We start from the raw sequence: 25975 nt of genomic DNA on the forward strand, positions 1-25975 counted from the left end.
TTGCGCAATACGCACAGCATGGAGTGATGATGCAGGGTTTGAACGAACTGAGCTTCAAGGCGCTTCGCCTGTTTGTCGCGGTACTGGACTACGGCAGTTTCTCCGAAGTCGCACGCCGCGAAGGCCTGGCGCCCTCCTCCATTTCCCGGCAGATCCAGTTGATGGAGCAGGCCCTGGGCCAACAGTTGCTGTACCGCCATACCCGTGCGGTCAGCCCTACCGAAGCCGGTCGCCTGCTGGGCCGGCATGCGCGATTGATGCTGGAGCAACTGGAAGCCGCCGGCCAGGCGTTGCAGGAACAGGAAAGCGAACCCAGCGGCCTGGTGCGCATCAATGCGCCGATGGTGTTTGGCCAACGCCACCTCTCGCCGTGGCTTGGGGAGCTGTGTCGGCGTTACCCGAAGCTGCAACTGGATATCCAGCAAACCGACACCTACGTCGACCCGTTGCAAGACGGCACAGACCTGCTGTTTCGCATCGGCGTGCTGAACGATTCCGGCATGCAGGCGCGAATCTTCGCCCCCCAGCGCTTTCGTCTCGCTGCCAGCCCCGGCTATCTGGAGCGTTTCGGTACGCCCCGGCATCCGGACGAACTGGTGAACCACCAGTGCCTGGCCTACAAGGGCGTCACCGGCCAGCAGCGCTGGTTCTTCCGCCGGGACCAGGGCGACTGGACGTCCTACAGCGTCAAGGGCCCGATCACCGGCAACCACGCCGACACCCTGACCCACGCTGCCGAACAAGGCCTGGGGCTGGTGGTGTTCCCGTCATGGTTGATCGGTGAAGGCCTGCGCGCCGGCACGCTGCAGGCGGTGCTCAGCGACTATGAAGTGGCGACGACCCTGGAGCCGCAACAGATTGCTGCGCTGTGGCCGGGTAGCCGGCGGCTGTCGTTGAAGGTGCGGACCGTGATTGATTACTTCGTCGAGTGTTTTGGGGCAGTGCCTTACTGGGACCGTTGAGCAACTGTGGGAAACTATTCGGCCCGCACTGTCGGGAAAAATCCCCCTTCAAGTAAGTCCGATCTGATTTTCCACAACACGGGTCAAAAACCGCTTGCACTCGGGCAGACTTCGAGGAATTCCTTCAGGAGAGACGTCATGGATGCCAGTCATTACCCGTTCGGAAACCTGCAATCGTCCCCGCAAAAATCACCCTCCGCCAGCAGTCGGTTGATCTTTGCCTGCTTACGAAATTTTGGCTATATTTGGCCAAAACCTCGAGAAGACCAAATGATTACCGTACCGTTGGGTGAAGCAAAAAATAATTTATCAAAACTGGTCGATGATGCCGCCGCCGGCCAAATCATCACCATAGCCAAGCATGGGCGCGCGATGGCTCGCCTTGTTCCTGTCGGGAAACCGACAGGCCGGCGAATCGGCGCAATGAAGGGCAAACTGGTGGTGCCGGATGACTTCGATGCGCCATTGCCAGACGACATGCTGGATGCGTTTGAGGGAAACCACCCATGAGAATACTGCTGGATACCCACATCCTGCTTTGGGCCCTGAGCGATGATCCAAAACTGCCAGCGAAGGCCAGAAAGCTGATCGAGAACGCGGCTGAAATTTACGTCAGTGCCGCCACATTCTGGGAGCTGGCGATAAAGGTCGGGCTCGGGAAGCTCAACGTAAACCTGGACGAAATTCGCGAATACTGCCTGGAAAGCGGCTACGTGGAACTGCCCATCACCTCGGAGCACGCCATCGCGGTCAAGGACCTTGAACACCATCACAGGGACCCGTTTGATCGGCTCATCATTGCAACGGCTATCATTGAGCCGATGAAGTTAGTGACAGCCGACCCGATGGTGGCGAAATACACATCATTGGCCGTTTTGACTTAATTCACTTCGCTCAAAACAACCACTGCCCGATCAGCCAGGCATTCGCCCCGCTGATCACCACAAACAAGCTCCAGGCCAGCAGCCGCGTAGGCAAGCTGTTGACGAACGGCCCCATCAGGCGCTTGTCACCCGTCATGCGGATCAGCGGAAACAACGCAAACGGCAACTGCAGGCTCAACACCACCTGGCTGAGGATCAGCAGCTTGCCGATGGCATCATCCCCCATCAGCCACACCCCGAGGAACGCCGGGATCAGCGCCAGGCCACGGGTGATCAGGCGTCGCTGCCAGCAGGGAATGCGCAGGTTGAGGTAGCCTTCCATGATCACTTGCCCGGCAATGGTGCCGGTGAACGTGGAGCTCTGGCCCGAAGCCAACAGCGCAACACCGAACAGCACGCTGGCGAACGCGCCACCCACCAGCGGGTCGAGCAAGTGATAGGCGTCCTGGATTTCCACCACATCGGTGTGGCCGGTCTGGTGGAACGCGGCGGCGGCCAGTATCAGGATTGCCGCGTTGACCAGCAGTGCCAGGGACAGGGAACCGATGGTATCGATACGCGCCAGTTTCACCGCGTCCTGGCGGCTGGCCAGGTCCTTGCCGACCAGCCGGGTTTGCACAATGGAGCTGTGCAGGTAGAGGTTATGGGGCATCACCGTGGCCCCCAGTATGCCAATGGCCAGGTACAACGGTGCGGCATCACTGATGGCGGACAACGACGGGGTGAAACCACGAAACACGTCGGGCCAGTAAGGCTTGATCAGCACCAGCTCGATGAAGAAACACACGCCGATGGTCGCCACCAGTGCCAGCATGATCGCTTCCAGCCGGCGGAAACCTCGATTTTGCAGGGCCAGGATCAGCAAGGTATCGAAGGCAGTGATGACAATCCCGGTGGTCAGTGACACGCCCAGCAACAGGTGAAACGCCAGGGCGCAGCCGAGGACTTCGGCGAGGTCGGTGGCGATGATCGAGATTTCCGCAAGGATCCACTGCACGAACGACGAGCGCCGGCTGTAGCGCTCGCGGCTCAGTTGCGCCAGGTCCTTGCCGGTGGCGATGCCCAGCCGTGAGCACAGGCACTGCACCGCCATCCCCGCCAGGCTCGCCAGCAGCACCACGAACAACAGGTTGTAGCCGTAGCGCGAACCGGCCTCGATGGCCGTTGCCCAGTTGCCCGGGTCCATGTAGCCGATGGAGATCAGCAAGCCAGGGCCGGCAAACATCAGCGCACGTTTGAAAAACGAGGCACGGGGATCAACGACGATGGAGCCGGCGACTTCCGGCGGGCAGAACGGGGCGGTAGCGATTTTGGGCAGGCTGAATTTCACGCGGGGTACCAGGCTTTCACACAAGACGTGAACGCAGCTTATCAGTCAGACGCAACGGTACGCATCACCGTCTCCCGGGGCAGATCAAATGCCTCTACCACCTGGACCACCAGATCCATCTCCTGGTTCAGTGCTTCACGCTCCAGGCGCTCGCGAATCACCCCGATCACCAGCACCGCCAGGGTGGTGATGGAATACGCGGGGCCGGAAAACGCCCGCACGCCGGTCACCAGCAGCATCGCCGCCGCGAGCGCCTGCCCCACCACCGGAATGGCCGTGGCCGCGCCCCGGCGCAGGATAAACCCGGTCAACCCGGCCAGCGCGGTCCCGCTGAGGGCAGTGGTGGCTGAGCGCCCGACATCGAAACGATTGAAAAAACCCTGTTCCTTTTGTGCCGCGGCGTTCAACTCTGCCTCGAACACTTGGCGATCAGCCTGGCTGAGCCTGTCCTTGTATTGCTCGATCAGCCGCTCGGCAACCTGCAGTTCCAGATCAGCAAGGGCCACTTTCTCGATCGGTTGATCAAACTTGATACCCACCCGCTGCGCCACGTCCTGGGCGATTTCGCGATAGCTCACGCCATGACCACGGGCCAGGTTCATAAAGGTGTCGCCGCCCATGCGCTGCAACTCGATGGCCAGCTTCAAGGGCTCGCGCACGGTGGCGTCGATAGAGGCACTGCGCTTTTGCGCCATCAGCTCGGCGAAAAACTGCAATTCCTCCGGCCGCGCCTGCACCAGCAGCGGGAACAGCTCGACATCCTCTTCGGCAAAGCGCACTTCGCTGCTGCGTTGATCGGCGCGGATCATGCCCCGGCGTTCCTGCAGCAGGTCGGTGTACTGCACCACCGTCTTCAGTTGCGGCCAATACGCGGCGTGGTCGAACGTGGCCAGGTGCACGTTGGCGACCTTGGCCTTGAGCGCCGGTGTCAGCGGGATCGCATAACGACCGATGCAGCGCTCGGTGTCCGGCTTGAGCGCCAGCGCCCAATCCTTGCTCGAGTGGCAGTTGATCACTCGCCCCCTGAGCGGCGCCGAGACCAGGTCCCAGGGGCTGGAGGTACAAATCGCACCGCCCATCAGCAGCAGGTTGTTCAGCGGCAACTCACGGGCCACCTCAGGGCTGGCCAGCAGGCTCTTGACCAGGATGCGCGCGCCCAGGGAGTGGCCGATCAGGTTGATCTGCCGCACCTTGATCGACTCGCCATGGAGGTAGTTGGCCAATTCGGGCAGCAGGCTTTTGGCGACCTCATCCACCCGCGCCTCGACGCTTTTGTAGTGGTCGAGGAAATAGGCAATCGCCTTGCCCACCCCGATGGTTGCGGCACCCAGGCTACCGCCACCCAACATCGAGGTAATCACATCCTTGAACGGCGCAAACAGGTTTTCCAGGAAATGCCCTGCCGGCCAGAACAGCATCAGGTTGGTGGAGCCTTCGATGGTTGCCAGTTGCCGGGAGAAACTACCCAGTTGTTGCTGGTTGAAGAACGCCGAATAACCATGCACGTAGAGATTGAGCACATCCCCCTGGGGCTCGCCACACAATACAAACGTGGGCTTGCGGGTGCGGTGCATTTCATCCCACTGGTGTTGCATGTGACGGTGACTCCTGGCGACGACGGAGGGCGATAGTAACAAAGGGCGGGCTACGGGAATGTGAAAAACTGATACTCGGACTATCCATATCCCTGCACAGTGATGACAAGAAACGCGGATTTTGTTCGCAGATTCAGTCCATTAACCTTTGTCGGGTCAACCACTGAAACCGAGGAACACCATGAGCAAGCCCGAGTTTTTCATCACACCCGGTTACGGCGACATTGCACGCGAGACCCTGCATTACACCCAGGCGGTAAAAATCGGCAACCGCGTCGAAACCTCGGGCCAGGGCGGCTGGGATGACGAGTTCCAGATTCCCGAATCCCTCACCGACGAGATCGCCCTGGCCTTTCAAAACCTCGAACGCACCCTGGCGGCAGCCGGCGCCGGCTGGGAGCATGTGGTACACGTCAATTCCTACCACGTGGGAGGTTTCCCGCCAGAGGTGAACGAGCAGATGGTCAAGTGGTACCGCCATTACATGCCCAATCACGCCCCCATCTGGACTGAGCTGGGAGTAGAAGCCCTGGGGCTGCCGGCAATGCGCATTGAAATCCGCGTGACAGCGATTATTGCCTGACGCCGAACCGCTCGATCACCCAGTCGATAAACACCTTCAGCCGGGCGTTCTGATGGCGATTGGGTGGATAGATGATGTGCAAGGGCGTGGCGGGCCGGGTCCAGTCTTCGAGTACCGGGACTAACTGGCCTGCCTCGACGTAGTAGTCAACGATGGTCTTGAAATGCTGCCCGACGCCCAGGCCGGCGAGCAGCATTTCCTTGAGGCCGTTGCCTTCGTTGGTGGAAAACGCGCAGTTGCCTACCTCATACCGAGTCGCGCCCTTCTCGAAAATCAACGGCTCCGGCTTACCCGACCCGGCAAAGAAATACCCTGCCTTGAGGTGGTTCTTCTCGAGGTCCTCGGGAGACACGGGCGTACCCATGCGTTCCAGGTAGCCGGGGGCCGCGCAAGTGACGTACTCGAGGTCGACAACCTTGCGGGCGATCATTGCCATGTCATCGAGCTTGCCAGCGCGCAGCACGCAATCCACACCCTCCCCCACGATATTCACGGCGCGGTCGCTGATGCCCAGGGCGATGGTGATCTCAGGGTACTCACGATGAAAATCCACCAGCGCCGGGATCAGCAGGCAATTGGCAAAGGACGCCGGCGCATCCACTTTCAGGTGGCCGCCGGGCTTGAGCTTCTGCCCGCGCAGGGCATTGTCCAGTTCATCGAGTTCCGCCACCAGGCACAGCGCGTGGCTGTAGTACTCCAACCCCTCCGGCGTCGCCGCCAGCGCACGGGTGGTGCGATGCATCAACTTGACGCCAAGGTGCTTCTCCAGGTCCGTGATGAGTTTACTGACGGTGGAACGCGGCAGTGCCAACTGGTCGGACGCGCGGCTGAAGGAGCCGGTTTCGACGACACGGACGAAGGCACGCATGGCGAGGAGTTGGTTCACGTTGATGTCCGATGAGGGCAAGAATGGCGAGTATTGTCCATTAAGCTGCACAATGACGACAGGCATTCAGCGAACAAAAAAGCCCGGCGCATGGCCGGGCTTTGACGGAGCGGATGACTCAGTGGGCAAAGTTCTCGATCTTTACCTGGCCATCAGGAAACGTAGCGACAATCTCCAGTTCTCCTCCCATGGCGCGGATATAGTTACGCAGCGTGCTGATATACATGTCGGTACGCCGCTCCATTTTGGACACTGCCGCCTGATTGATATTCAGCGCCTTGGCCAGCGTATCCTGGCTCATCTGTTGCGCCTTGCGCAGTTCATGCAGGGGCATTTCTTTCAGGTGTTGCTGGAAGATGCGCTCTGCATCGGCCCGGGCTTGCGGTGTCATGCGAGCCTGCAGCTCACTGAATTTTTTAGCCATGGTGACGGCCCTCTTTAAGCAGTGTTTCCAAATGTTCGTCATACAACTTCTCAGCCAGCGGGACGTATTCGTCATACCAACGGCCTCGACCGGTTTTATCCCCGCCAATCAGCAACAAGGCACACCGGCGCGGATCAAATGCATACAGGACGCGGTAAGGCCGCCCGGCATGTTGCACCCGCAACTCTCGCAGGCAGCCATGCCTGGAGCCCTTGATGTCACTGCTGTGGGGGAAGCCAAGGCCTGGCCCCAGAAGGCCCAGTAAATCCACACTGGCCGATACTGAGGATTGCTCCTTTGCATCCAGACCGCCCCACCAGATTCCAAACTCGTCCGTGTATTCAACGTCCCAACTCATGCAAATATGCCATCCATGGAATATAAACTCAAGGGCATAACTGTAGGAGTTCCTGGCTTGTACAGGCTTCCGTTTGTCCCGGAAAAGTGTTTGTAGATTATTCCCGCACAATGCTCAGCCCATAAAAAACCACCCTTTCGCGCGGCTGAAGACACGACCATAGCGCCGGCACCACGGATGATCCCGACCGCCACGTGCATAAAACTCATTGAAATAAATGGTATTAATAGTTTGGAGAGTGCCGCGAAAGAACCGGACGACATCCAATGAACCCGGAGGCGAAGGCCTTGGGACCTGCAAAGCAAGCTCGCTCCTACAGTAAAACCTGTTGATTCAGCAAAACGATCCCGGAGTTCCCAATGCCCCATGAAGGCAACCTGTTACAAGCGGCCGTTGTATTCCTGCTCGCTGCCGTCCTGACCGTGCCCCTGGCCAAGCGCCTGCAACTGGGTGCCGTGCTGGGTTACTTGCTGGCCGGAGTGATCATCGGCCCATCGGTGCTGGGCCTGGTGGGCAACCCGCGAAGCGTCAGCCAGTTTTCCGAACTTGGGGTGGTATTGCTGCTGTTCATCATTGGCCTGGAGTTGTCACCGAAGCGTCTGTGGGTGATGCGCAAGGCAGTGTTCGGTGTAGGCCTGGCGCAGGTGTTGCTGACGGGCACCGTGATCGGCGTGGTCGCGCTGTTCGTGTTTGGCCAATCATGGAACAGCGCGATTGTGCTGGGCCTTGGCCTGGCGCTCTCCTCCACCGCGTTTGGCCTGCAAAGCCTCGCCGAGCGCAAGGAACTCAACCAGCCCCACGGGCGACTGGCCTTTGCGATTCTGTTGTTCCAGGACATCGCCGCCATCCCGTTGATCGCCATGGTGCCGCTGCTCGCGGGCAGCGATCATCCCGCCACCACCTCCCAGGGCCTGCGACACGGCCTGGAAGTACTGGGCAGCATCGCCGTGGTGATCATCGGCGGGCGCTATCTGTTGCGGCCGGTGTTTCGCATCGTCGCCAAGACCGGCCTGCGGGAGGTCTCCACCGCCACCGCGTTGCTGGTGGTGATCGGCACCGCATGGCTGATGGAACTGGTGGGCGTGTCCATGGCCCTCGGCGCCTTCCTCGCCGGGTTGCTGCTGGCAGACTCCGAATACCGGCATGAGCTGGAATCGCAGATCGAACCGTTCAAGGGCCTGCTGTTGGGTCTGTTTTTTATCAGCGTGGGCATGGGCGCCAATATCAGCCTGCTGTTCAGCGCGCCGGTGATCGTGCTGGGGCTGACCCTGCTGCTGATCGCCATCAAGTTGCCGCTGCTGTTTTGCGTGGGTCGCCTGGCAGGCGGCCTGAACCCTGAAAGCGCGCTGCGCCTGGGCGTGGTGCTGGCAGCCGGTGGTGAGTTCGCATTCGTGGTGTTCAAGATCGGCCGCGACCAGGGCCTGTTCGAGCCGCACCTCTACGACATCCTGGTGCTGACCATCACCCTGTCCATGGCCGTGACGCCATTGCTGCTGTTGCTCTGCCCGAAGCTGTTCAAGCCCAAGGCCAAGCCGGTGGAAGTGCCCGAGGAATACCGTGCCATCGAAAGCGATGCGCCACGGGTGGTGATCGCCGGGATGGGCCGCATGGGGCAGATCGTGGCGCGGATCCTGCGGGCACAGAACATCTCGTTCATTGCCCTCGACACCTCGGTGGAAACCATCGAACTGACCCGCAGTTTCGGCGGCATGCCGGTGTTCTACGGCGACCCGCAGCGCCCGGAAATCCTTCACGCAGCGAAAGTCGACCAGGCCGAGTTTTTCGTGATCGCCATGGACGACCCCGAGATCAACATCAAGACCGCCGCGCTGGTACGCAGCCTCTACCCGCACATGAAGATCATCGCCCGCGCCCGTAACCGCCAGCATGTGCACCGCCTGGTGGACCTCGACGCGTCACCGGTGCGCGAGACGTTTTACTCCAGCCTGGAAATGAGCCGCCGCACCCTGGTGGGCCTTGGCTTGACCCAGGCCCAGGCCGACGCGCGCATCAGCCGCTTCAAAAACCATGACCTGCAATTGCTGGCGGCCCAACACGCCGTGTATGACGACGCGGCCAAGGTGATGCAGTCTGCCCAGGAAGCCCGGACGGAACTGGCACGGCTGTTTGAGATGGACCGGATCGAGGAAGAGTCCGACAAGGTGTAGGGATGGAGATGAACGATCTTGCGAGTTTTCTGACAGAATACGGCGCAATTTCGTTCATCCCTGGAGAGCTTCATGGCCACCCTCAGCAAGACCGCAGCCCTCTTGGCCCTAGCGCTGGCCGCCGGCTTCGGCGCCAGCCAAGTCCTCGCCGCCAGCAAGCCAGCGGCGCAGAAGACCGCCACCCAGACCATCTCCACCCTGGATGGCAAGTTCAGCTTCAACCTGCCCAAGTCCTACCTGGCCGACCCACTGCCGGGCGGTGATGCCGAGCACGGCACCGCAGGCGCCAGCGGCACGATGTACAGTGACCAGGCCACCAAAAGCGTGATCTTCGTCGTCGAAAAACCGAGTGTCGCCGGCCTGATCAAGGACAACGACCCGCAGTTCCTCGACGGTGCCGTGGCGGATTTCGTCAAGGAACAAAGCGCCGCCCTGCCGGACTTCAAGAAAGGCGCCGAGAAGAAACTCACCGTGAAAGGCCTGGCCCTGCGCCAGGTCGACAGCACCGCGACCATGGGCGGTGGCAAGACACTGAGTTCCACCTTCCTGACGGGCTCCGGCAGCCACCAATTGGTGGTGCAGGCCATTTCCCGGGCGGATGATGAAGCCGGTCATGCACTGTTGGTGAAGCAGATTATCGGCGGTAAATAACCGGTTTTATCTGGCAGTGAAAATCCAATGTGGGAGCGGGCTTGCTCGCGAATGCGGTGGGTCAGTTAATACATGTGCTGACTGCAACACCGTCTTCGCGAGCAAGCCCGCTCCCACATTTTTTATCGCGTTCACATCGCAGGATTCAACGCAGGCTCTTTTCCAGCCACTGCTTCAAGTCCAGCAACTCCGCCTCACCGACGGTATGAATCATCCCCGGGTAGCCGTGGAATTCCGGGGTGAGGCCAATTCCCTGCAATACCTCGTTGGCCCGCGTTGCTGAGTAGTACGGCAGCGCCTGGTCCAGCGTCCCGTGACCGATGAAAATCGCCAGCTTGCCCAGTCGCGCATCCGGCTTGAGTTCGGCTTTGAGTACCGGCAGCAGGCTGCCGCTCAACGCCGCAATCCCGCGCAGGGTTTCGGGATGTCTTAACCCGACTTCGTACGACATGATCGCACCCTGGCTGAACCCCACCAGAAACACCCGCTCAGGTTGGGTGTGGTACTTGGTGGTGGCCTGGGCGACGAAGGCCTCGATCAGCTTGGCGCTGCTCTGCAGGTCGGCGGTCTCGCCATCAAAATCGCCATCGCCCGGCTTCTTGCGAAACCAGCGATAACCACCGCCCTCCACCGGCATCGGTGCCCGTGCAGACAGGTAGGTCCAGGTTGACGGCAAGCGGTCCTTGAGCCCGAACAGGTCGGCCTCGTCACTGCCATAACCGTGCAGGAAGATCACCAGCGGCTCGTTGCGGGCATCACTTTGAGTCTGTTCCAGGTAAGGCAGCGGCAGGTCGGTGTGCAATACGTCTTCGGCCTGTGCGGCGCCGGTAAACAGCGCTACCGTCAGGGCAATCAGTTTGAGCATGAGCATCAACCTCTAGGGTTTGCGCAACAAATAGGTATCCATGATCCAGCCATTGGCCTGGCGCGCCGCCTTGCGCACACGTTCAATCTCTTCGGCAACCTCGGCCACTTTGCCGCTGATCAGGATTTCATCCGGTGTGCCCAGGTAGGCGCCCCAGTAGATATCCAGGTCCTGATCGGCCACGGTGCGGTAGGAATCTTCGGCATCGAGCATGACAACCAGGGTGTCGGCATCACTCGCCTGCCCCGCCGCCAACCGGCGCCCGGTGGTGATTTCGATGGAGCGACCGATGCGGTTCAGCGGCACTTTGTGCTGCGCCGCCAACGCCTGGACGCTGGTGATCCCGGGGATCACTTCAAACTCGAATTCGCAGCTGCCGCTGGCGAGGATCGCCTGCAGGATACGAATGGTGCTGTCGTACAGTGCCGGGTCCCCCCAGGCCAGGAATGCGCCCACTTCGCCATCGGCCATTTCTTCATTGATCATCCGTTCGAAGGTCTGCTGCTTGTCGCGGTTCAGGTCCTTCACGGCGGTGGTGTAGTCGATATCACCGCGCACCCGCTCGGGGCAATCGGCCTCGACAAAGCGGTAGGCGTGATCGGTGATGTAGGTCTCGCAGATTTCCCGGCGCAGGTCGATCAGCTTGTCCTTGCTCTGGCCCTTGTCCATCAGGAAAAACACGTCGGTGCGGTTGAGCGCCTTGACCGCCTGCATCGTGATGTAGTCAGGGTTGCCGGCGCCAATGCCGATGATCAGGATGCGTTTCATGGGAAAGTCTTCATGGGTGGTCTCGGTGCGGGGAACGGATTTTGCCATGTTCGGGACGTCAGGCGTGAGTTTCCAGGCGCAGGCGCCAACGCCCATTGAAGCGCAACTCGGTGGATGACAGCGGTTCCACGTCGATCAGGTTGAACATGGCGGGTGGGCATTGCATGACATGCAGCAGCGCTGCGCGGATCACAAATGGATGCGTCACCGCCACGACATGCCCCGGGGATTGCTCGAGGGACTGCAACCACTGCCCTACCCGCTCACACAGTTGCACTACCGACTCGCCGCCGTGGGGCGCCGAGGTGCTGTCGGTCAACCAGGCCTGAAGCGCTTCGGGTTCGGCCTGCTGAACCTCCTCGATCGCCAACCCTTGCCAGCGGCCAAAATCACAATCGCGCAGGGCTGTTTCAACCAAAGCATCGTCGGCAAACAGCGCCGCCGTCTGCCGGGTCCGCGCCTCCGGGCCGCACAGCACCCGGGGTGCACGCTTGAAGCGTTGCCCCTGGGAAAGCGCCGCCTGCTGCCAGTCCATCTCCACCGACTCATCCAGCGCAAAGCGTGCCTGTTTCTGGGCACGGGTGCTGGCGTGGGCAACAAGGGTCAAACGGGTGGCCTGCATGACAAATCGCTCTGGTTTTAAGGTGCAGTCAGCGTAGACTTGCGAAGTTGTTTCAACATGTTTCAACTATTCTGCAACAGGAAGCCGGTTCAATGCCGGCGCGGTCGCGCCACTGTATTCGGCCTTCTAGCCGTAAGCCAGACCCTGTTTCAGCCAACTCGCTATCCATTTCGGGACGCGTCATCCCTGGAGGTTCTCATGGCTTATACCGCTGCAACTGGCTCCGACGTTTCAATACCGTCCATTCCCCTGGGCGAAATCCTGCCCTGGGCGATCTTCGGCGGCCTGCTGCTGTTGCTCGCGATTTACTTCGTCGGCGCCGAGCAAGGCGCGACGGCCGTGTTCAAAGGCATGTACGTGCATGAGTTTGTGCATGACGGTCGCCACCTGCTGGGTTTCCCCTGCCATTGATTGGAGCGTGACGACATGACAGGGCATTTACTCGTTCGCGGGATGCTGGTGGGCCTGCTCGCGGGCATCCTGGCCTTCGGCTTCGCCAAGACTTTTGGTGAGCCGCAGATCGACAAGGCCATCGCCTTCGAAGATCAGATGGCACAGATGCACGGCGACGCGCCGGAAGAAGAACTGGTGAGCCGCGAAGTACAAAGTACCTTCGGCCTGTTCACCGGCGTGGTGGTGTACAGCGTCTCCCTGGGTGGCATTTTCGCCTTGGTGTTCGCCTACTCCCTGGGCCGCATCGGCAAGGTCGGCCCCCGTGGCTTGGCAGCGCTGCTGGCATTGGCGGCGTTTGTGACGATCATCGTGGTGCCGGGGCTGAAGTATCCGGCCAACCCGCCATCGGTGGGCGACCCGGCCACCATCGCGCAACGCACCAAGCTGTTCTTCCTGATGCTGCTGGTGTCGGTGGCGGCTGCGGTGATTGCGATCAACGCGGCGCGCAAGCTGATTGCCAGCCGTGGCCTATGGGCAGGCGCGATTCTCGGTGTGGCGCTGTATATCGTGATCGTGTCGGTGGCCGGCAGCTTGTTCCCGACCATCAACGAAGTGCCGGAACAGTTCTCGGCAGTGTTGCTGTGGAAATTCCGCGTGGCCTCCCTGGGGATTCAACTGGTGCTGTGGACCACCCTGGGCCTGGTGTTCGGCGCCGTGGCCGAGCGCAAGCTGAGCCAGCCTCAGGCGCGTCTCAATTCCTGACGGTACAGGTAGCCGCCGACGCATCGGCGGCTACCGGCATTCACACCCCGGGCCGCGCCAGGTAGAACACCTCGTAGCCATTGCCCGGATGGTTCACATCCAGCACCTTGGCCGACAAGGTAATTCGCACCAGCTTCCACGCCTGCACATCCAGCGCCAGAAACACCGCGAAGTTATCGCTACTGTCAGCGAGCTGCTGGTTGCGGGCCTTTTCTGCGGCGAGGATTTGCCCGCGGTCCGCCCCCGGCGCCAGCGCCCACTCCTCCCGATACAGGCTCAAGGCGTCTTGCGCCGGACCTCGCTGCACGTCCAGCGGTAACCAGGACTCAATGTGCGGCTGGCCAAAACTGTCGAGGACCTTCTGGAAGCGCTCGCCGAGCAAGAAATCCGCAGCCTGCAAAGGATCCGACCACAGATAAACCGACGAATACAGGTTACCCACCCCCGGCCCCTGCCCTCGCTCCTGGGCGATAAACGCCTTGAACAGCAAACCCTCTGCATGATCCCACAACGGCCCCAGGCGAGCGGCCCGCTCACGGATGACACCCATGTCGTAATCGGCTGGCAAGCGGTGTGAATACTGTTTGGCAAACATCATGGCGCTCCTGTTCAGATGAGTGCCCAGCTTGCGCAGCGCCCATGATTTCAGCAAGATATCACCGGATATAGATGTGATAAGGAACTGAAATGACCGACGCGCTCAAGCCGCTGGATATCGACACCGTGCACGCCTTTGTCCTGGTCGCCGATTTCGCCAGCTTCACCCGCGCGGCCCAGGCACTGGACACCTCGCAGGCAGCCATCAGCCTCAAGCTCAAGCGCCTGGAAGAACGCCTCGGTTATCGCCTGCTGGTGCGCACACCGCGGCATGTGCGGCTGTCGCCCCAGGGCGAGCAGTTCATCGTCGCCGCCCGCGCATTGCTCAATGCCCACGAACGGGCGTTGGGTGACATGGGCAATGGCGCCCCGCGACGGTTGGTGATCGGCATCAGCGACCACGTGGCCGGGCCGGACCTGCCACTGTGGCTCAGCCGCCTGGCCGCCTATGACCCGCTGGTGATCCTGGAGGTGCGGATTGCATCGTCCCGCGACCTGGTGGCGGCGTTCGACCGCAACGAACTGGACGCGGTGATCGTGCGCAACGAAGGCGATCGCCAGGACGGTGAGGTATTGGTGGTGGAGCGCTTTGGCTGGTTCGCCGCGCCTAGCTGGCAGCACACGCCCGGCACGCCCCTGCGCATGGCAACAATGGCCTCGCCCTGCGGCGTGCGACACCTGGCGGTGCGCGCGCTGGATGAGGCGCGGATTGACTGGACCGAAGTGTTTGTCGGCGGCGGCGTAATGGCGGTAGGTGCGGCAGTCAGCGCCGGCCTGGGTGTGGCGGCGCTGGCCCGGCGAGTGGCGCCGGCGGGCGCCGTGGACGTCAGCGAACAGTACGGATTACCGGCATTGCCCGTCAGTGAAATCGTGCTGCACAGCCGCATCAGCGACGGCCGCTCCCGCGAGACATTGCGGGCGTTGAGCGCAACCTTCAGAGGGGTTCTGGAGCGTTAGATTGCATCTGGGTATACCGCCCGCGCACGAACCGCTCCAGTTCATCGCCCGGCAGCGCCTTGCTGAAATACCAGCCCTGGATGATCAGCTCCGAGCCCGACTGCAAAAACGCCAGTTGCTCGGCGGTTTCCACGCCCTCCACCACCACCCCGAGGTTCAACGCCTCACAGAACCGCAGCATCCCGGTCAACACCTGGGCGCCCTTTGGATCATGCTGGGCGACCACGAAACTGCGATCGATCTTGATGAAATCTACGGGGAACTGGTGCAGGTAACTCAGCGCTGAAAATCCGGTGCCGAAGTCGTCGATATACACCTTGGCACCAATCGCCTGGAGCTTCTCGATCATCTGCCGCGTGCCCTGGATATCGCCCACCAGCGCATCCTCAGTGATCTCCACCGAAACCTGCCCGTGGGCCTGGGCCAGTATCTCCACCAGCCGATCACCATACGCCGGGGTAGTCAGCGTGGCGCTGGAGATATTGATCGTCATCGGCAACGTAAACCCGACCTTCTGCCACTTCTGGTACTGGCGCACAGCCTGGGATGCCACCCACACATCCACGTCGGGCATCAACCTGGCATGGGCCAGCCATTGCAGGAACTCCCAGGGTGAATGCACCGTACCTTCGGCGTCCCGGGCCCGCATCAACGCTTCGCAACCGGTGCATAGCCCGGTCCGGGTGGAAATCTGCGGCTGGAATTCGAGGTAGAACTCGTAGTCGCTGATCTGCTGGATATGACTCAACTCGCTGACCTGGCGCGCCTGGGCCTTGTGGGACGCCATCACCGGGTCCAGCTCCAGCAAGCGGCCTTTTTCTTCCAGGCCGCGAAAGGTCATGTCCAGCGACTTCAAATACACCGTGCCGCCCTCCGTGGCCTGGCGGTTGATCGCACGCACATAGGGCGCATAGATCAGCATGCCAACCCCCAGCAACACCACCTGCAGCAACACTGCCGCGAGATCGCCGTGGGTGCTCAGGTAGGCGTTGAGCAACACCGGCGCGGTAAATGGCACGCTCACCACCGCAGGCGACACCCAGCCAATCTGCACCACCATCAACGCCAGTATCACGTTGAACGCCGGGACCACCAGAAAGGGAATGAACAGCCGCGGGTTAAGAATGATCGGCAAGCCAAACAACAGCACTTCACTGACATTGAACAACGACAACGGCAGGCTCGCCATCGCCACCAATCGCATGGACCGGCTTTTGGAAAACAGCAGGATCGCCAGCAGCAGGCACAGGGCACCACCCGAACCGCCGATAAACGCGAAACTGCCCAGCAAGCCGCCATTCAGTAGATATTTGACCGGCTCGCCCGCGGCCACCGCCGCATTATTGAGTCCGACCGCCTGGTCCAGCACATCAAAAAACGGCTGCATGGCGTAGACCCCATGGATCCCGAAAAACCACAGCAGCGAATTCATCAGGGTCACAAACAGGCCGCTGCCATAGGGCGTCTCCAGTGCATCGAGCACCTGCGGCCCCTGAAGCTGTGCCACCTGCGGAATCTGCAACAGCAACGACAGCACGAGCACCAGCCCGAGCGCCGTGATCGCCCCCGGCACCACCATATTGAGGGTGCCCTTGAGGTTGTGCCCCACCAGGTCTTCGTTGATCAACCGCGTCCAGCGACGCCGATGCAGCCAGGCGATGGCGGGCACATTGATCAGCGGTGAGGCGATGGCGATGAACAACACGAAGGTCGCCGAGGCTCGGGGAAAATCCCGCAGCACAAACGTGGCGATCACTACATGGGCCAGGCACAGGAACGCTACCGGGAGTTGCGGCAGGCGGTGCTGGATCGCGAGCATGTAACCGATGGAGGCTGCCACCAGCAGCGGGATCACCGAGCTGATCTGGTTGTGCAACCCCGCCAGGAAGGCCACCACCTGAGGGTCGAAACCCAGCACTCGGGCGCATTCGGACAGGATCAGGAAACCGGCCGATACCAGCAGGCACGGCAGGATCCACAACAGCCCCTCGCGTATGGCCCGCAACGACTCGGTACTGGCGAGGGCCGCCAGCCGCTGGGTGAAGAAAAGCTTGAACAGCGTTTGCGCCATCACCTGTCCCTCGGTCCCTGATGCCAGGGTCGCAAAATAACACCTGGCTGTCGCCTTATCACGGGGTAACGCTACACGCCCTGACACCGCAAGCGAAAGGCTTTTGCCGCCCCTGGCGCATTTATTCAGAATCACCGCAGGGGCTTGCTGCTTGTCGATTGGCTCGGGTTGGCCCATCCTTTGGCGCACTGGTTGTCGTAAAAAACGACGCCCCCCTCGAACGGACTCGACTGATGCTGCGATTCACTCCCCTCATGGCCTGTGCGCTGCTTGGGCTGACCAGCCCGTTGGCCGGCGCCGCCACCCCGACCTTCGCCGATGCCCAGGCCAGCGACCCGGCCAGGCTGCAATGGATGGTCGGCGCACCGCCGCCGGCCGACCGCACCGTACGCTTTGAAGACGGCAGCTATTTCCGCTTCCCGGCGATGCGCTGGAGTGTCGCCAACTTTCGCCAATTGATGCCCACGGTTAACGTCTCCCGCGGGCTCGGCGCACCGCTGGCATTGCCACGCAAACTCGACCCGGCACTCGACGCAATCCCCGTGCAGCCAGTGGGTGCAGCCCAGCCGCTGACCTGGCGCCAGGCCCTGGACGCCACCTACACCGATGGCATCGTGGTGATGCATCGCGGCACGGTGGTTTATGAGCGTTATTTCGGGGTGCTCAAGGAGGATGGGCAACACGCGGCCATGTCGGTCACCAAATCGGTGATCGGTACCCTGGGCGCGATGCTGGTGGCCGATGGCACCCTGGACCCACAGAAAAAGATCGTCGACTACGTGCCCGAACTCGGCGGTTCGGCCTTTGGCAGCGCCACCTTGCGCCAGGTGCTGGACATGACCACCGCCCTGGACTACAGCGAAGATTATGCCGACCCCAACGCCGAAGTCTGGGCCCACGCCCAGGCCGGCAACCCGCTGCCCAAACCCAAGGACTACACCGGGCCGCGCAGCTACTACGAGTTCCTGCAAACGGTTAAGCAGCGCGGCGAACACGGGCGTGCCTTCGGCTACAAGACCGTCAATACCGACGTACTCGGCTGGGTGATTGCCCGCGCGACCGGGCGCAATGTCGCGCAACTGCTCAGCGAACGCATCTGGAGTCGGCTTGGCGCCGAACAGGACGCCTACTTCACCGTTGACTCCATCGGCACACCCTTCGCCGGTGGCGGCCTGAACACCGGGCTGCGGGACCTGGCCCGGTTTGCCGAGATGCTGCGCAACGGCGGGCGCTTCAATGGCCAGCAGATCGTGCCCGAAAACGTGGTGACGGATATTCGCCAGGGCGGCGACAAGCAGGCGTTCGCCCAGGCCGGCTACGCTCAATTGAAGGGCTGGAGCTATCGCAACATGTGGTGGGTAACCCACAATCCCGACGGCGCCTTCATGGCCCGCGGGGTGCATGGCCAGAGCATCTACATCGACCCCAAGGCCGAAATGGTGATTGTTCGCTATGCCTCCCACCCGGTGGCCGGCAACGCCGCCAATGATGGGGTGACCTTGCCCGCTTATGCAGCCATGGCGGCTTTTTTAATGTCCAAGCCAGACTGACCGTCTCTCTTACCGTGGAGTAAACCTTTGTCCCAACCCGGCGAAAACCACCAGCTAGCCCTGGACCGATTCTTGAGTGAACACCCGGCCCTGGCCGCGGAACTGAATACATTGAACCCCCTGGCGGCCCAGGCCAAAGGGGAAACCATGGAGCAGTACCGCGCCGAGCGCCTGCATGAAGCCTTCGAGGCAGAAGCGGAGCAACAGGGCTTGTTCGCCTGGGAACTGACGCTGAAATTGACGGCGCATTCCCCGGCGGAGTTCGAGGCGCAACGCCTTGAGGTGCACAAGGAGGTGGCGCAAATGGCAGGCCTGAGTTGGTCGGAGTATTGCCAGCTGCACGACTTGCCCGTCTAGAACCAGCGGCCCAGGCCCTTCCTGCGATCAGCGAGCACCGCGCGTAATTCATCAAGGGTAACGGCCCTGCGTTCAGGGTCAGCCGTCAACGCCGTACGCAATACAGGCCAGCAATGACGAGGCAGTTGCCTGGGCCGGGCCGGCCTGTCACTGGCGTGGCGCCGGCCTTGTGCCAATTCGTACAACACACAGGCCACTGCATACAGGTCGGCGCTGGCCGACAGTGCTCCGCCAGCCAGCAACTCCGGCGCGGCGTACGCGGGCGTCCAGGCATTGAAGCGGCTGCGACTCAAGCCTGGAGAACCCACCGGGGCCTGTCCGCAAGCCTCGCCCAGACCGAAATCGAACAAGCGCAAGCCGCCGTCTCCCACCATGACATTGGCGGGTTTCACATCCCCGTGCAGCACACCCTGCTGATGGCTATGGCGCAACGCGTCGAGCAATTGCATGGCGATGCCTTGCAGCGCTTGCCAGGGTAAACCGCCGGGGCACTCCAGCAGCAACCGGTCCAGGGTCATGCCCTGGAGCAGTTCCATGGTAAAGAATGCGATCTGGCCGGGAGCATCCACTTCAAATGAATACACACGCACCACCTGCTCATGCCGCAGGCTGCGGGTCAGGGCAAACTCGTTGTACAGCAACACGTGGGCATCCGCAGACTCGCGAATGGCTTCGCCCAACACCTTGATCGCGACACTGGAACAGGGTTCGCCAAACTGTTCGTGCAGCAGGTCCCGCGCACGATAGACCACGCCCATGCCGCCTGCGCCCAACACGCGCTCGATCAGGTATCGCCCGGCCAGCAACTCGGGGGCTCCGTCGCGCGGTGGGTTTACCGGGGCCTTGGCAAAGGCAAAGTGGGTCAGGTCGCGCATGACTGCACCACCACGGCGGTCAGGTTGTCGCCCGCCGTGCCGCGCAAGACACCTGCAAACAGCTGGTCCAGGACACGTTGCGGGTTTCCCTGGCTCAAGGCCTGGCCCAACTCAGAGTGGCTAAGCGCCTGGTACAGGCCGTCGCTGCACAACAGAAACACATCCCCTGCCAAGGTACCGAGTTCCAGGACCTGCGGGCTCAGTGGTGCCCGCGAGCCGATGGCCCGGGTCAAGGCCCGTGCGTCTGGATGGGCCCTGGCCTGTTCCGGGCTCACCTGCTGGTCAATCAATTGCTCACACAGCGAATGGTCTCGCGACAGCTGGTACAGCGTCTGCCCGCGCCACAGATAGCAACGACTGTCACCGGCCCAGACACACGCAGCGCGATCGCCCTGAAGCAACAACGCCACGACCGTGCTTCCCATGATGGCCTCGGCGCCATGGGAGGCCAGCGTCAATTCATCGCCCAGCCGCCGGTTGAGCCATTGCAGGCAACGACGGGTCGCCTCGACGCGTTCATCCAGGCTGCCCTGGCCGGGCAATGACGCCAGGCCATCGACCACCAGCTGGCTGGCGATGTCCCCCGCCTGATGCCCGCCCATCCCGTCCGCCACGGCCCAGCAGCCCGTCCCGGGGCAATCGAGAAAGGCATCCTCGTTGCGTAAACGGACCTTTCCACGGTCTGTGCGACCGGCGCTGTGCCAGCGGTCGCGAGGTTGGCTCACAACTGCTCCGGCAGGCGAAAAGTTCGCCACTGCGCCATCTGGAATGGATTGGGTGTGCGTCGGCTGGTCAGCAGGTAGTTGGCGCGCAAGCCTGCCAGGTCAGCCTTGAGGATCAGCTCATCCTGCCCGCTGGAGGGTTCGCTCTGCATCAAGTCGAACAAGCGAAACAGGGACCAGGCCCCGGTATTTTTTTCGAGCCCCAGCGCCCGCTCGCGGCCACGCTCCAGTACCAGGCTGCTGCGACCATTCTCAGCCTCGGCTGGCCATTGCATCGCCATGGGGACAATCGGCCCGTGCCGGTACTCCATCTGCTGGCCACCCAAACGCAAGACCGCGCGACTCACCGACGGGTCCAGGCTATAGGGTGCGAGCGTGAAACGAACCTGCAAGTCCCCCGGCTCATCCGCAAAAAAACCGCGCCTGATCACCTGCACCTTCGCCTGCTGGTCGAGCAACGCCCGAGACATCGGCAAGCTGCGCCCATCCAGGCTACGCAGCCTGTAGCGCCCGGAATCACCGCTGACAAAAGGCTTCAGATAGCTGTCAAAGAATCGCGCCATGATCCCCTCAGGCTTGAAAAACTCCTGGAAGTCGTTGAGGGAAACGTCGCTGCTGGCGTGGGCATTGAACGGGAAACGCAGCTTGATCGCCCTGCTGTAGAAACCATATACCTCGCTCTGATAACGCTGGTTCACATGCCGATAGGCCTGGTCGAGCAGGCGGCGCCAATGCTCGTCGGCCAGGCTTTCGAACCAGCCCGCCAGCGGCAGCGGCAAACGCGCGGCCACGTTGCGCAGGTTACTCAGCGCATCCTGTTGCCCCTGGATCCGCCGCTTGACCATCTCGAACGCGACCGGCTCCGGCGCGCCTTCGCGATTCAAGCTCGCCAACTGCAGGTGCAAGTCGTTGAGCGCCTGTAACACGCCGGTCAACTCGGCTCCCGGGTTCTCATGGTTGTCCAGCAACTGGTGCAAGGGCTCGAAGCGGCGCTGCATGGCTCGCCGTGCGCTGTCGGGCAAGGCATTGACCAGCCCGGCGGCGGTCGGCAACCGCTCTGCCGCAGGCCCAGGCAGCTTGGCAGCCAGCTCGTCGAGGCGCTCACTGGCCGACGGCAGGCGCGTGTGGTCACGAACCTGCTGCAACAACTGCAACAACGGCGACTGGGCCGACGTCAAGCTGGCGAGCTGCTCGGCGCCTTGCCTGGAGTTTTCAGTTTCACGCAGGCCAACCTGCCCAAGCGCCTCGCTCCAGGCATCGGCATACTCGCTGAAGTAGCGTTGTTCAAGCTCCACCATCAACCGTTGCAAATCCATGGCGCTCAGGTCGGCGCCCTCTCCCAGCACCCAGTTGTCCTGGACGATGGTATTCACCAGCCGCGCGCCCTGCGCTTCAAAATGCCGCTGGTACGTGCGGGTATAAAACCCCGGAATGGAACGCTCGCCCCCCTCAAACACCCGCCCGTGTGCAAGGCGCAACGGTTCAAGGCCGCGAGCTTGTTCGCGCAGCACCCGGTACACCACGTCAACCAGCGATTCGCCCCGCAACACGTGGCGCGCGCGGGCCACCATCTCGTCATCGAGCGGCTGCACGAACGGTTGCTCAAGCAAGCGCGCGAAATGTTCATTCAACCGGTTTTGCACGGAGGGCTCACCGGCAAACCGTACAGACCAATGCCCCGCCACCCGCTCACGCAGCCAGCCGACATCCCGCCGCTCCCGCAGGTTGAGCATCAGGTATGCCCGGAGGTTATCCAGCAGCCGCTCACGATCTTCCAGGCTGCCGCGAACCTGTTCCTGCAGCATCTCGCTGACGTGGGACAGCAACAGCCGGCCCAAGGCACGCTCGTAGGCCTGCTCCAGCACCGGACGGCTGATACTGCCCTGATACAACCCCATCCGCTCAACCAGCCTGGCTTCGCCCGGCAAGGGGAAAATCCGCGTGGCCGCCAGGCGGCTGTCCAGCAGCGGCAGGAGTGCCTGGGTAGCGTCTGACCCAGGCTGCACGGGTGCGGGCTGCCGTGCCAGCGCCTGCAGTTGCTCCAGACGTTGATGATTGGAGGAGTAACTGTGGGTCCACAGCAAGCCCGCCGCCACGACGACCACTAGTGCGCCCAGGGCCAGCCCCCCCTGGTGCCGGCGGATTCGACGGCGCTCCTGGCTATCGAGGTCCGCCAGGTCGGCTTGCGCCAGAATCACCCGGCTGAACAAGCCCTGGATAAAGTGCGAACGTGGTTCAAGTGCCTGTGGGCCACCGTCGGCGCTGGTCAAGTAGAAACCACGAAAGCCGTTGGTGTGCTGATAACGCGGGCCGCAAAAAGCAACGTCGATATAGAGGCTCAGGCGTTCGCCAATCCGGGCCGCCTGATGGGGAAAGTCGAGCATCCGTCCGCGCAGATCACTGTTGCGTTCCTGGTGCAGGCGCTGCACAAGCTCACCGCTCAAGCGCTGCAGCAGTGCTTCAAACGCCTGTCGTACCTGGGCAATGCCAATACCCGCTTTGCCTGGGACGATAGATTCGCCCAACACCGCATCACTGCCTTCGCCCAACGGCCGGTCGAAGAACTCCGCAAACCCCGGCAGGCGGTCGGCCTGGGTCACCACCAGGTAGATCGGCACCTCCACATGCAACGTCTGGCGGATCTCCAGCAACCGACTCTGGACTGCCCGCGCCTCATTCTCCAGCTGACGCTCGCTGCCATGGAGCAATGTGTCCGTGGACAGCGCCACCACCACACCATTGAGCGGGCGCGTCCGGCGCCGCACCTTGAGCAGCTCCAGCAGCGTCGACCAACCCGCGCCATCCACCTGGCTGTCAGGCTGGGTAAGGTAGCGGCCGGCGACGTCGAGCAACACGCCGTCCTCGGCGAAATGCCAGTCACAGTCCCGCGTGGCACCGCCCTGCGTCGCTACCGACGCGCCCTGATCCTGGAGCAACTGCAAGCCACTGGCGGCCAACATCCGGGACTTGCCACTGCCTTCCTTGCCGATCAGCAAATACCAGGGCAATGCATTACGCCAACGCGGGCTGCGTTCACCATAAATCCGTGAGTGTTTCAGGGTGTACAAAGCGTCCTTGAAGCGACCGCGCAGGTGCCGCTGCTCGTTTTCAACCTGGCCTTTGCGCGGGCGTGGTTCGCCGTCATCGACGGTTGATTGCCGAGCCATACTGCGCCAATTGGCATACACCATCGCCAGGCCCCACAACAAAAACAGCCCGCTGATTGTCAGCAAGCGCGATACCGCCGCTTGCCAGAATCGATAGTCGTCGACAGCCAGCAGTGGCCCGAAGAACCACACGGTCATTGCGACCGCGAGCACCAGCAGCAGGCTCCAGACCCAAACCCTGCCCAGCACGGCGCCCGCGCTCCTGAAGAATGCGTTCATGCGTTGCTCCCTGCGTTAGAGCAGCGCCCGGAACATATCCGGCGCCACGAGTTGATACGGTTGCAACACCGCTTCACGCTGCTGGCCCAGCACCCAGGCAAATCCTGCATACAGGCTCAACAGGCTGGCGGCGACAAACACTGCAATCCAGGTGAGCGACACGACCCTCAGCCGTTTCCGGCGCGGCTGTTCCGGCCTGGGCGACGGCGCGCACGCCGCAGGCGTATCACCCCGCACATGCCGGATCTGCCGATACAGCGCGTCCCGAACCTGTTCAAGCTGCAACAACCCACGCTCCATGACCCGGTACTTGCCCTCAAACCCGAGGGACAGGCACAGGTACATCAACTCCAGCATCGCCAGGTGCTTGAAGGGGTCCCTCGACATGCGCTCAAGCAACTGGAAAAACTTCTCGCCGCCGAAGGTTTCGTTGTGAAAACTGCTCAGCAGGCTCATCTTCGACCAATCGCTCTGGCTGCCCCATGAGGTGGTGACCACTGCCTCGTCGATCACGCTGCACAGCACATACCGCGCCGCCATGACCTCGCTGCCTTGGGCCCCGTCATGCCGGGCCCGCGTCTCGAACAGCGTGACTGCCGCCGAGAGTCGTTCATTCAGGGCGCGCAGGCTTTCCTCGGCGGTACTGCGCTTGAGGCGGACCACCTCGGACAGAAGCTCCCAGGCAGGCGCCACCAAACTGTTCAGGCCAATGTCGAAATGCTCCGCGCCCTGCAAGCGGGCCGCGTAGATCATCCGGTCTTCCAGTTGTTCGAAACGCGGCGGCGATGCGAAGTCGGTCATCGGTCCCTGCGCCGGTCCGCGTCCCTGTCGATCAAGCAGGACGGTTTTCTCGTCCTGCGGGTATTCCCTGTCCATGGTCTCAGTTCCTGATGGCCCAGAATTTCAGTTCCAGTTCGGCAAATTCACCGCTGACGTGGAAGGCAAATCCTCCCGACTGCTTCAACTGCTCAATGTCCCGGGCACCGAGTTCAAGCATGAAATAGGTGTTGGCGGCATGAAACGGTATCTGCCGGGGAGCCACCGGCAGCGGCTTGACCTTGATGCCCGCCAACTGCAGGTTGACCAACTCGCGAATCCGCTCCACAGGGCCGACCTTGAGGTGCGCCGGCAGCCGGTGACGAAGCTCCTCGGCGTCACAATGGGCGCTGGCGGCCAGAATGAAGGTCGCCGAACCCAGCAGGTTGAGATCGCTCACCGGGCACACCAGCACCCCGTACTGGCGAGGCTGCAGCGCCAGCTCAATGGCATGCTGCTCAAGCACCATCGACAGCAGGCTGCGAATCGGCTCCATCAATCCACGAAAGCTGGCGCCCTGGTCGCTGTGCCGGTAATGCCCCTCGAAGTGCGCACGCTTGCTGTCGCTGGCAAACGTCGCGAGTTCACCCAGGATCGACAGCAATGTTCGATACAGCGTTTCAGGGCTGACCTGGCTCAGGCTCAGGTAGTGACGCAAGACCAGTTCGGTGCGATTGATCAATTGCAACATCAGGAAGTCGCCAACCTCCGCGCCGGCGGCGGTACCGTTGGCGCGAATCCGCTCGGCGATGGCATCCCCCCGGTAAGCGAGCAGGCTGATCACTTCCTTGAGGCAAGACAGCAGGTAGCCGGAGCCATGCAGGTGAATGAAGCTCGGGATAAAATCGGGGTCCAGGCTGACGCCCTCCTCGGTGCAACTGAGCACCTGGGCAACCTTGAGCTTCACGTAGTGCGGGTCGCTGTGTTGCTCCCCCAGCAACAGGCGAAAATCCAGCTGCCCGCAATTGACCTGACGACGAGCTTCTTCCCCGGCGTTGGAGTCGCTGACGTCTACCGCAAGAGTCTTGTAGCGCGCCAACACATCAATCTGCTCGGGTCGACGGGCTTCAACACAGTTACCTGTGGCCAGCGGCAAGGCCAGGTAGATCGACTGCTTCCCGGTATTGACCGGAACCTCCAGCACCAGCGACTCCATCGCGCCGCCCAGCTCGAACAGGCTGCCATCCGGCAATATGCCGCTGGCCTGGCTGATAACGACCTTGCCCATATTGAGGTATTGCACATCGATTTCCAGGGCCAGGAAGCCCCAGGCGTGACGGCACAACAGCTGGGTGCGGCGCGTGAGTTGCTGATCGTGGTACCGATCGTTTTGCTGGAAATGCTGAGGGCGCAGCAACATGCCTTCCTGCCAGATGACTTTTTGGCTGTACAT

The 25975-nt window shown here is 61.8% G+C and carries 26 protein-coding genes and 1 riboswitch; of the genes, 11 read left to right on the forward strand and 15 right to left on the reverse strand.

From position 1 onward, the window contains the following. Nucleotides 1–29 precede the first annotated feature (29 nt). From QF039_RS15535 to QF039_RS15545, 3 genes are all read left to right on the forward strand, one after another. A complete protein-coding gene (locus tag QF039_RS15535) occupies nt 30–962 on the forward strand; it encodes a LysR family transcriptional regulator (protein WP_102604793.1) in 933 nt (310 codons plus the stop codon). Between the two features lie 138 nt (nt 963–1100). Continuing rightward, entirely contained in the window at nt 1101–1472 is a 372-nt protein-coding gene (locus QF039_RS15540; RefSeq protein ID WP_003208094.1) for a type II toxin-antitoxin system Phd/YefM family antitoxin, read from the forward strand. Further along, on the forward strand, nt 1469–1846 hold the full coding sequence (locus QF039_RS15545) for a type II toxin-antitoxin system VapC family toxin (RefSeq protein WP_003208092.1): 378 nt from the start codon (nt 1469–1471) through the stop codon (nt 1844–1846). The genes QF039_RS15540 and QF039_RS15545 overlap by 4 nt, the downstream gene beginning before the upstream one ends. Before the next feature lie 10 nt (nt 1847–1856). Here QF039_RS15545 and QF039_RS15550 read toward each other — a convergent pair whose 3' ends face one another. After that, nucleotides 1857–3176 carry an Nramp family divalent metal transporter gene (locus QF039_RS15550; protein WP_087694160.1) on the reverse strand — a complete coding sequence of 440 codons (1320 nt, stop codon included), beginning with the start codon at nt 3174–3176 and terminating at the stop codon, nt 1857–1859. A gap of 41 nt (nt 3177–3217) precedes the next feature. Beyond that, nucleotides 3218–4771: a DUF726 domain-containing protein gene (locus QF039_RS15555; RefSeq protein WP_307519303.1), complete on the reverse strand. Its 1554-nt coding sequence runs from the start codon at nt 4769–4771 to the stop codon at nt 3218–3220. A 181-nt stretch (nt 4772–4952) separates the two neighbouring features. Here QF039_RS15555 and QF039_RS15560 point away from each other — a divergent pair, with 181 nt between their 5' ends. After that, a complete protein-coding gene (locus QF039_RS15560) occupies nt 4953–5354 on the forward strand; it encodes a RidA family protein (protein ID WP_003208087.1) in 402 nt (133 codons plus the stop codon). On the opposite strand, the gene QF039_RS15565 is transcribed toward QF039_RS15560, so the two are convergent. From QF039_RS15565 to QF039_RS15575, 3 genes are all read right to left on the reverse strand, one after another. Further along, entirely contained in the window at nt 5344–6240 is an 897-nt protein-coding gene (locus tag QF039_RS15565; RefSeq protein ID WP_256579771.1) for a LysR family transcriptional regulator, read from the reverse strand. The genes QF039_RS15560 and QF039_RS15565 overlap by 11 nt on opposite strands. 118 nt (nt 6241–6358) lie before the next feature. Further along, the gene (locus QF039_RS15570; protein ID WP_003208085.1) at nt 6359–6664 is read right to left on the reverse strand and encodes an XRE family transcriptional regulator; all 306 of its coding nucleotides are present in this window, start codon (nt 6662–6664) and stop codon (nt 6359–6361) included. Beyond that, nucleotides 6657–7022, reverse strand: a complete 366-nt coding sequence (locus QF039_RS15575; protein ID WP_003208083.1) for a type II toxin-antitoxin system RelE/ParE family toxin — start codon at nt 7020–7022, stop codon at nt 6657–6659. The genes QF039_RS15570 and QF039_RS15575 overlap by 8 nt, the downstream gene beginning before the upstream one ends. 359 nt (nt 7023–7381) lie before the next feature. On the opposite strand from QF039_RS15575, the gene QF039_RS15580 reads away from it, so the two are divergent. Together QF039_RS15580 and QF039_RS15585 are read left to right on the forward strand one after the other, a co-directional pair. Continuing rightward, nucleotides 7382–9190 carry a monovalent cation:proton antiporter-2 (CPA2) family protein gene (locus QF039_RS15580; protein ID WP_307519307.1) on the forward strand — a complete coding sequence of 603 codons (1809 nt, stop codon included), beginning with the start codon at nt 7382–7384 and terminating at the stop codon, nt 9188–9190. A 72-nt stretch (nt 9191–9262) separates the two neighbouring features. Beyond that, the gene (locus tag QF039_RS15585) at nt 9263–9841 is read left to right on the forward strand and encodes a hypothetical protein (RefSeq protein WP_307519308.1); all 579 of its coding nucleotides are present in this window, start codon (nt 9263–9265) and stop codon (nt 9839–9841) included. A 145-nt stretch (nt 9842–9986) separates the two neighbouring features. Here the strand turns inward: QF039_RS15585 and QF039_RS15590 are convergent, their stop codons facing one another. The 3 genes from QF039_RS15590 to QF039_RS15600 are packed head-to-tail and all read right to left on the reverse strand — an operon-like array spanning nt 9987 to nt 12096. After that, nucleotides 9987–10706: an alpha/beta hydrolase gene (locus QF039_RS15590; RefSeq protein WP_087694209.1), complete on the reverse strand. Its 720-nt coding sequence runs from the start codon at nt 10704–10706 to the stop codon at nt 9987–9989. Between the two features lie 12 nt (nt 10707–10718). After that, nucleotides 10719–11474, reverse strand: a complete 756-nt coding sequence (cobF, locus tag QF039_RS15595; RefSeq protein WP_003208076.1) for a precorrin-6A synthase (deacetylating) — start codon at nt 11472–11474, stop codon at nt 10719–10721. 58 nt (nt 11475–11532) lie between these two features. Then, entirely contained in the window at nt 11533–12096 is a 564-nt protein-coding gene (locus QF039_RS15600) for a histidine phosphatase family protein (RefSeq protein WP_307519311.1), read from the reverse strand. Between the two features lie 27 nt (nt 12097–12123). Next, nucleotides 12124–12263: riboswitch (cobalamin riboswitch) on the forward strand. A 31-nt stretch (nt 12264–12294) separates the two neighbouring features. Between QF039_RS15600 and QF039_RS15605 the strand changes: the two genes are divergently transcribed. Beyond that, on the forward strand, nt 12295–12507 hold the full coding sequence (locus QF039_RS15605; protein ID WP_003208073.1) for a CbtB domain-containing protein: 213 nt from the start codon (nt 12295–12297) through the stop codon (nt 12505–12507). 15 nt (nt 12508–12522) lie between these two features. Then, a complete protein-coding gene (locus QF039_RS15610; protein ID WP_032899583.1) occupies nt 12523–13251 on the forward strand; it encodes a CbtA family protein in 729 nt (242 codons plus the stop codon). 40 nt (nt 13252–13291) lie between these two features. Here the strand turns inward: QF039_RS15610 and QF039_RS15615 are convergent, their stop codons facing one another. Continuing rightward, nucleotides 13292–13846: a DUF4865 family protein gene (locus tag QF039_RS15615; RefSeq protein ID WP_102604786.1), complete on the reverse strand. Its 555-nt coding sequence runs from the start codon at nt 13844–13846 to the stop codon at nt 13292–13294. Nucleotides 13847–13938: 92 nt separating this feature from the next. Between QF039_RS15615 and QF039_RS15620 the strand changes: the two genes are divergently transcribed. Continuing rightward, nucleotides 13939–14805 carry a LysR family transcriptional regulator gene (locus QF039_RS15620; RefSeq protein WP_177066583.1) on the forward strand — a complete coding sequence of 289 codons (867 nt, stop codon included), beginning with the start codon at nt 13939–13941 and terminating at the stop codon, nt 14803–14805. Here QF039_RS15620 and QF039_RS15625 read toward each other — a convergent pair. Further along, nucleotides 14783–16876 carry an EAL domain-containing protein gene (locus QF039_RS15625; protein ID WP_102604784.1) on the reverse strand — a complete coding sequence of 698 codons (2094 nt, stop codon included), beginning with the start codon at nt 16874–16876 and terminating at the stop codon, nt 14783–14785. The two genes, QF039_RS15620 and QF039_RS15625, sit on opposite strands and share 23 nt — an antisense overlap. A gap of 254 nt (nt 16877–17130) precedes the next feature. On the opposite strand from QF039_RS15625, the gene QF039_RS15630 reads away from it, so the two are divergent. Both QF039_RS15630 and QF039_RS15635 read left to right on the forward strand, forming a co-directional pair. Beyond that, nucleotides 17131–18426 carry a serine hydrolase domain-containing protein gene (locus QF039_RS15630; RefSeq protein WP_373462078.1) on the forward strand — a complete coding sequence of 432 codons (1296 nt, stop codon included), beginning with the start codon at nt 17131–17133 and terminating at the stop codon, nt 18424–18426. Between the two features lie 27 nt (nt 18427–18453). Beyond that, nucleotides 18454–18783, forward strand: a complete 330-nt coding sequence (locus tag QF039_RS15635) for a DUF6388 family protein (RefSeq protein WP_008437039.1) — start codon at nt 18454–18456, stop codon at nt 18781–18783. Here the strand turns inward: QF039_RS15635 and QF039_RS15640 are convergent. From QF039_RS15640 to tssK, 5 genes are read right to left on the reverse strand one after another with little or no spacing between them, the layout of a single operon-like run. Then, nucleotides 18780–19658 carry a serine/threonine-protein kinase gene (locus QF039_RS15640; RefSeq protein WP_307519319.1) on the reverse strand — a complete coding sequence of 293 codons (879 nt, stop codon included), beginning with the start codon at nt 19656–19658 and terminating at the stop codon, nt 18780–18782. The genes QF039_RS15635 and QF039_RS15640 overlap by 4 nt on opposite strands. Further along, nucleotides 19646–20383, reverse strand: coding sequence for a PP2C family serine/threonine-protein phosphatase (locus QF039_RS15645; protein ID WP_087694172.1), 738 nt, complete (start codon nt 20381–20383; stop codon nt 19646–19648). Before QF039_RS15645 ends, QF039_RS15640 begins: the two co-directional genes overlap by 13 nt. Continuing rightward, nucleotides 20380–23766, reverse strand: coding sequence for a type VI secretion system membrane subunit TssM (gene tssM, locus QF039_RS15650; RefSeq protein ID WP_307519321.1), 3387 nt, complete (start codon nt 23764–23766; stop codon nt 20380–20382). The genes QF039_RS15645 and tssM overlap by 4 nt, the downstream gene beginning before the upstream one ends. Nucleotides 23767–23781: 15 nt before the next feature. Continuing rightward, nucleotides 23782–24642: a type IVB secretion system protein IcmH/DotU gene (gene icmH, locus QF039_RS15655; RefSeq protein ID WP_307519322.1), complete on the reverse strand. Its 861-nt coding sequence runs from the start codon at nt 24640–24642 to the stop codon at nt 23782–23784. Nucleotides 24643–24646: 4 nt separating this feature from the next. Then, the gene (tssK, locus tag QF039_RS15660; protein ID WP_177019434.1) at nt 24647–25975 is read right to left on the reverse strand and encodes a type VI secretion system baseplate subunit TssK; all 1329 of its coding nucleotides are present in this window, start codon (nt 25973–25975) and stop codon (nt 24647–24649) included.

Origin of the sequence: Pseudomonas sp. W2I6, from assembly GCF_030815935.1 — a bacterium.
Taxonomy (GTDB): Bacteria; Pseudomonadota; Gammaproteobacteria; order Pseudomonadales; family Pseudomonadaceae; genus Aquipseudomonas.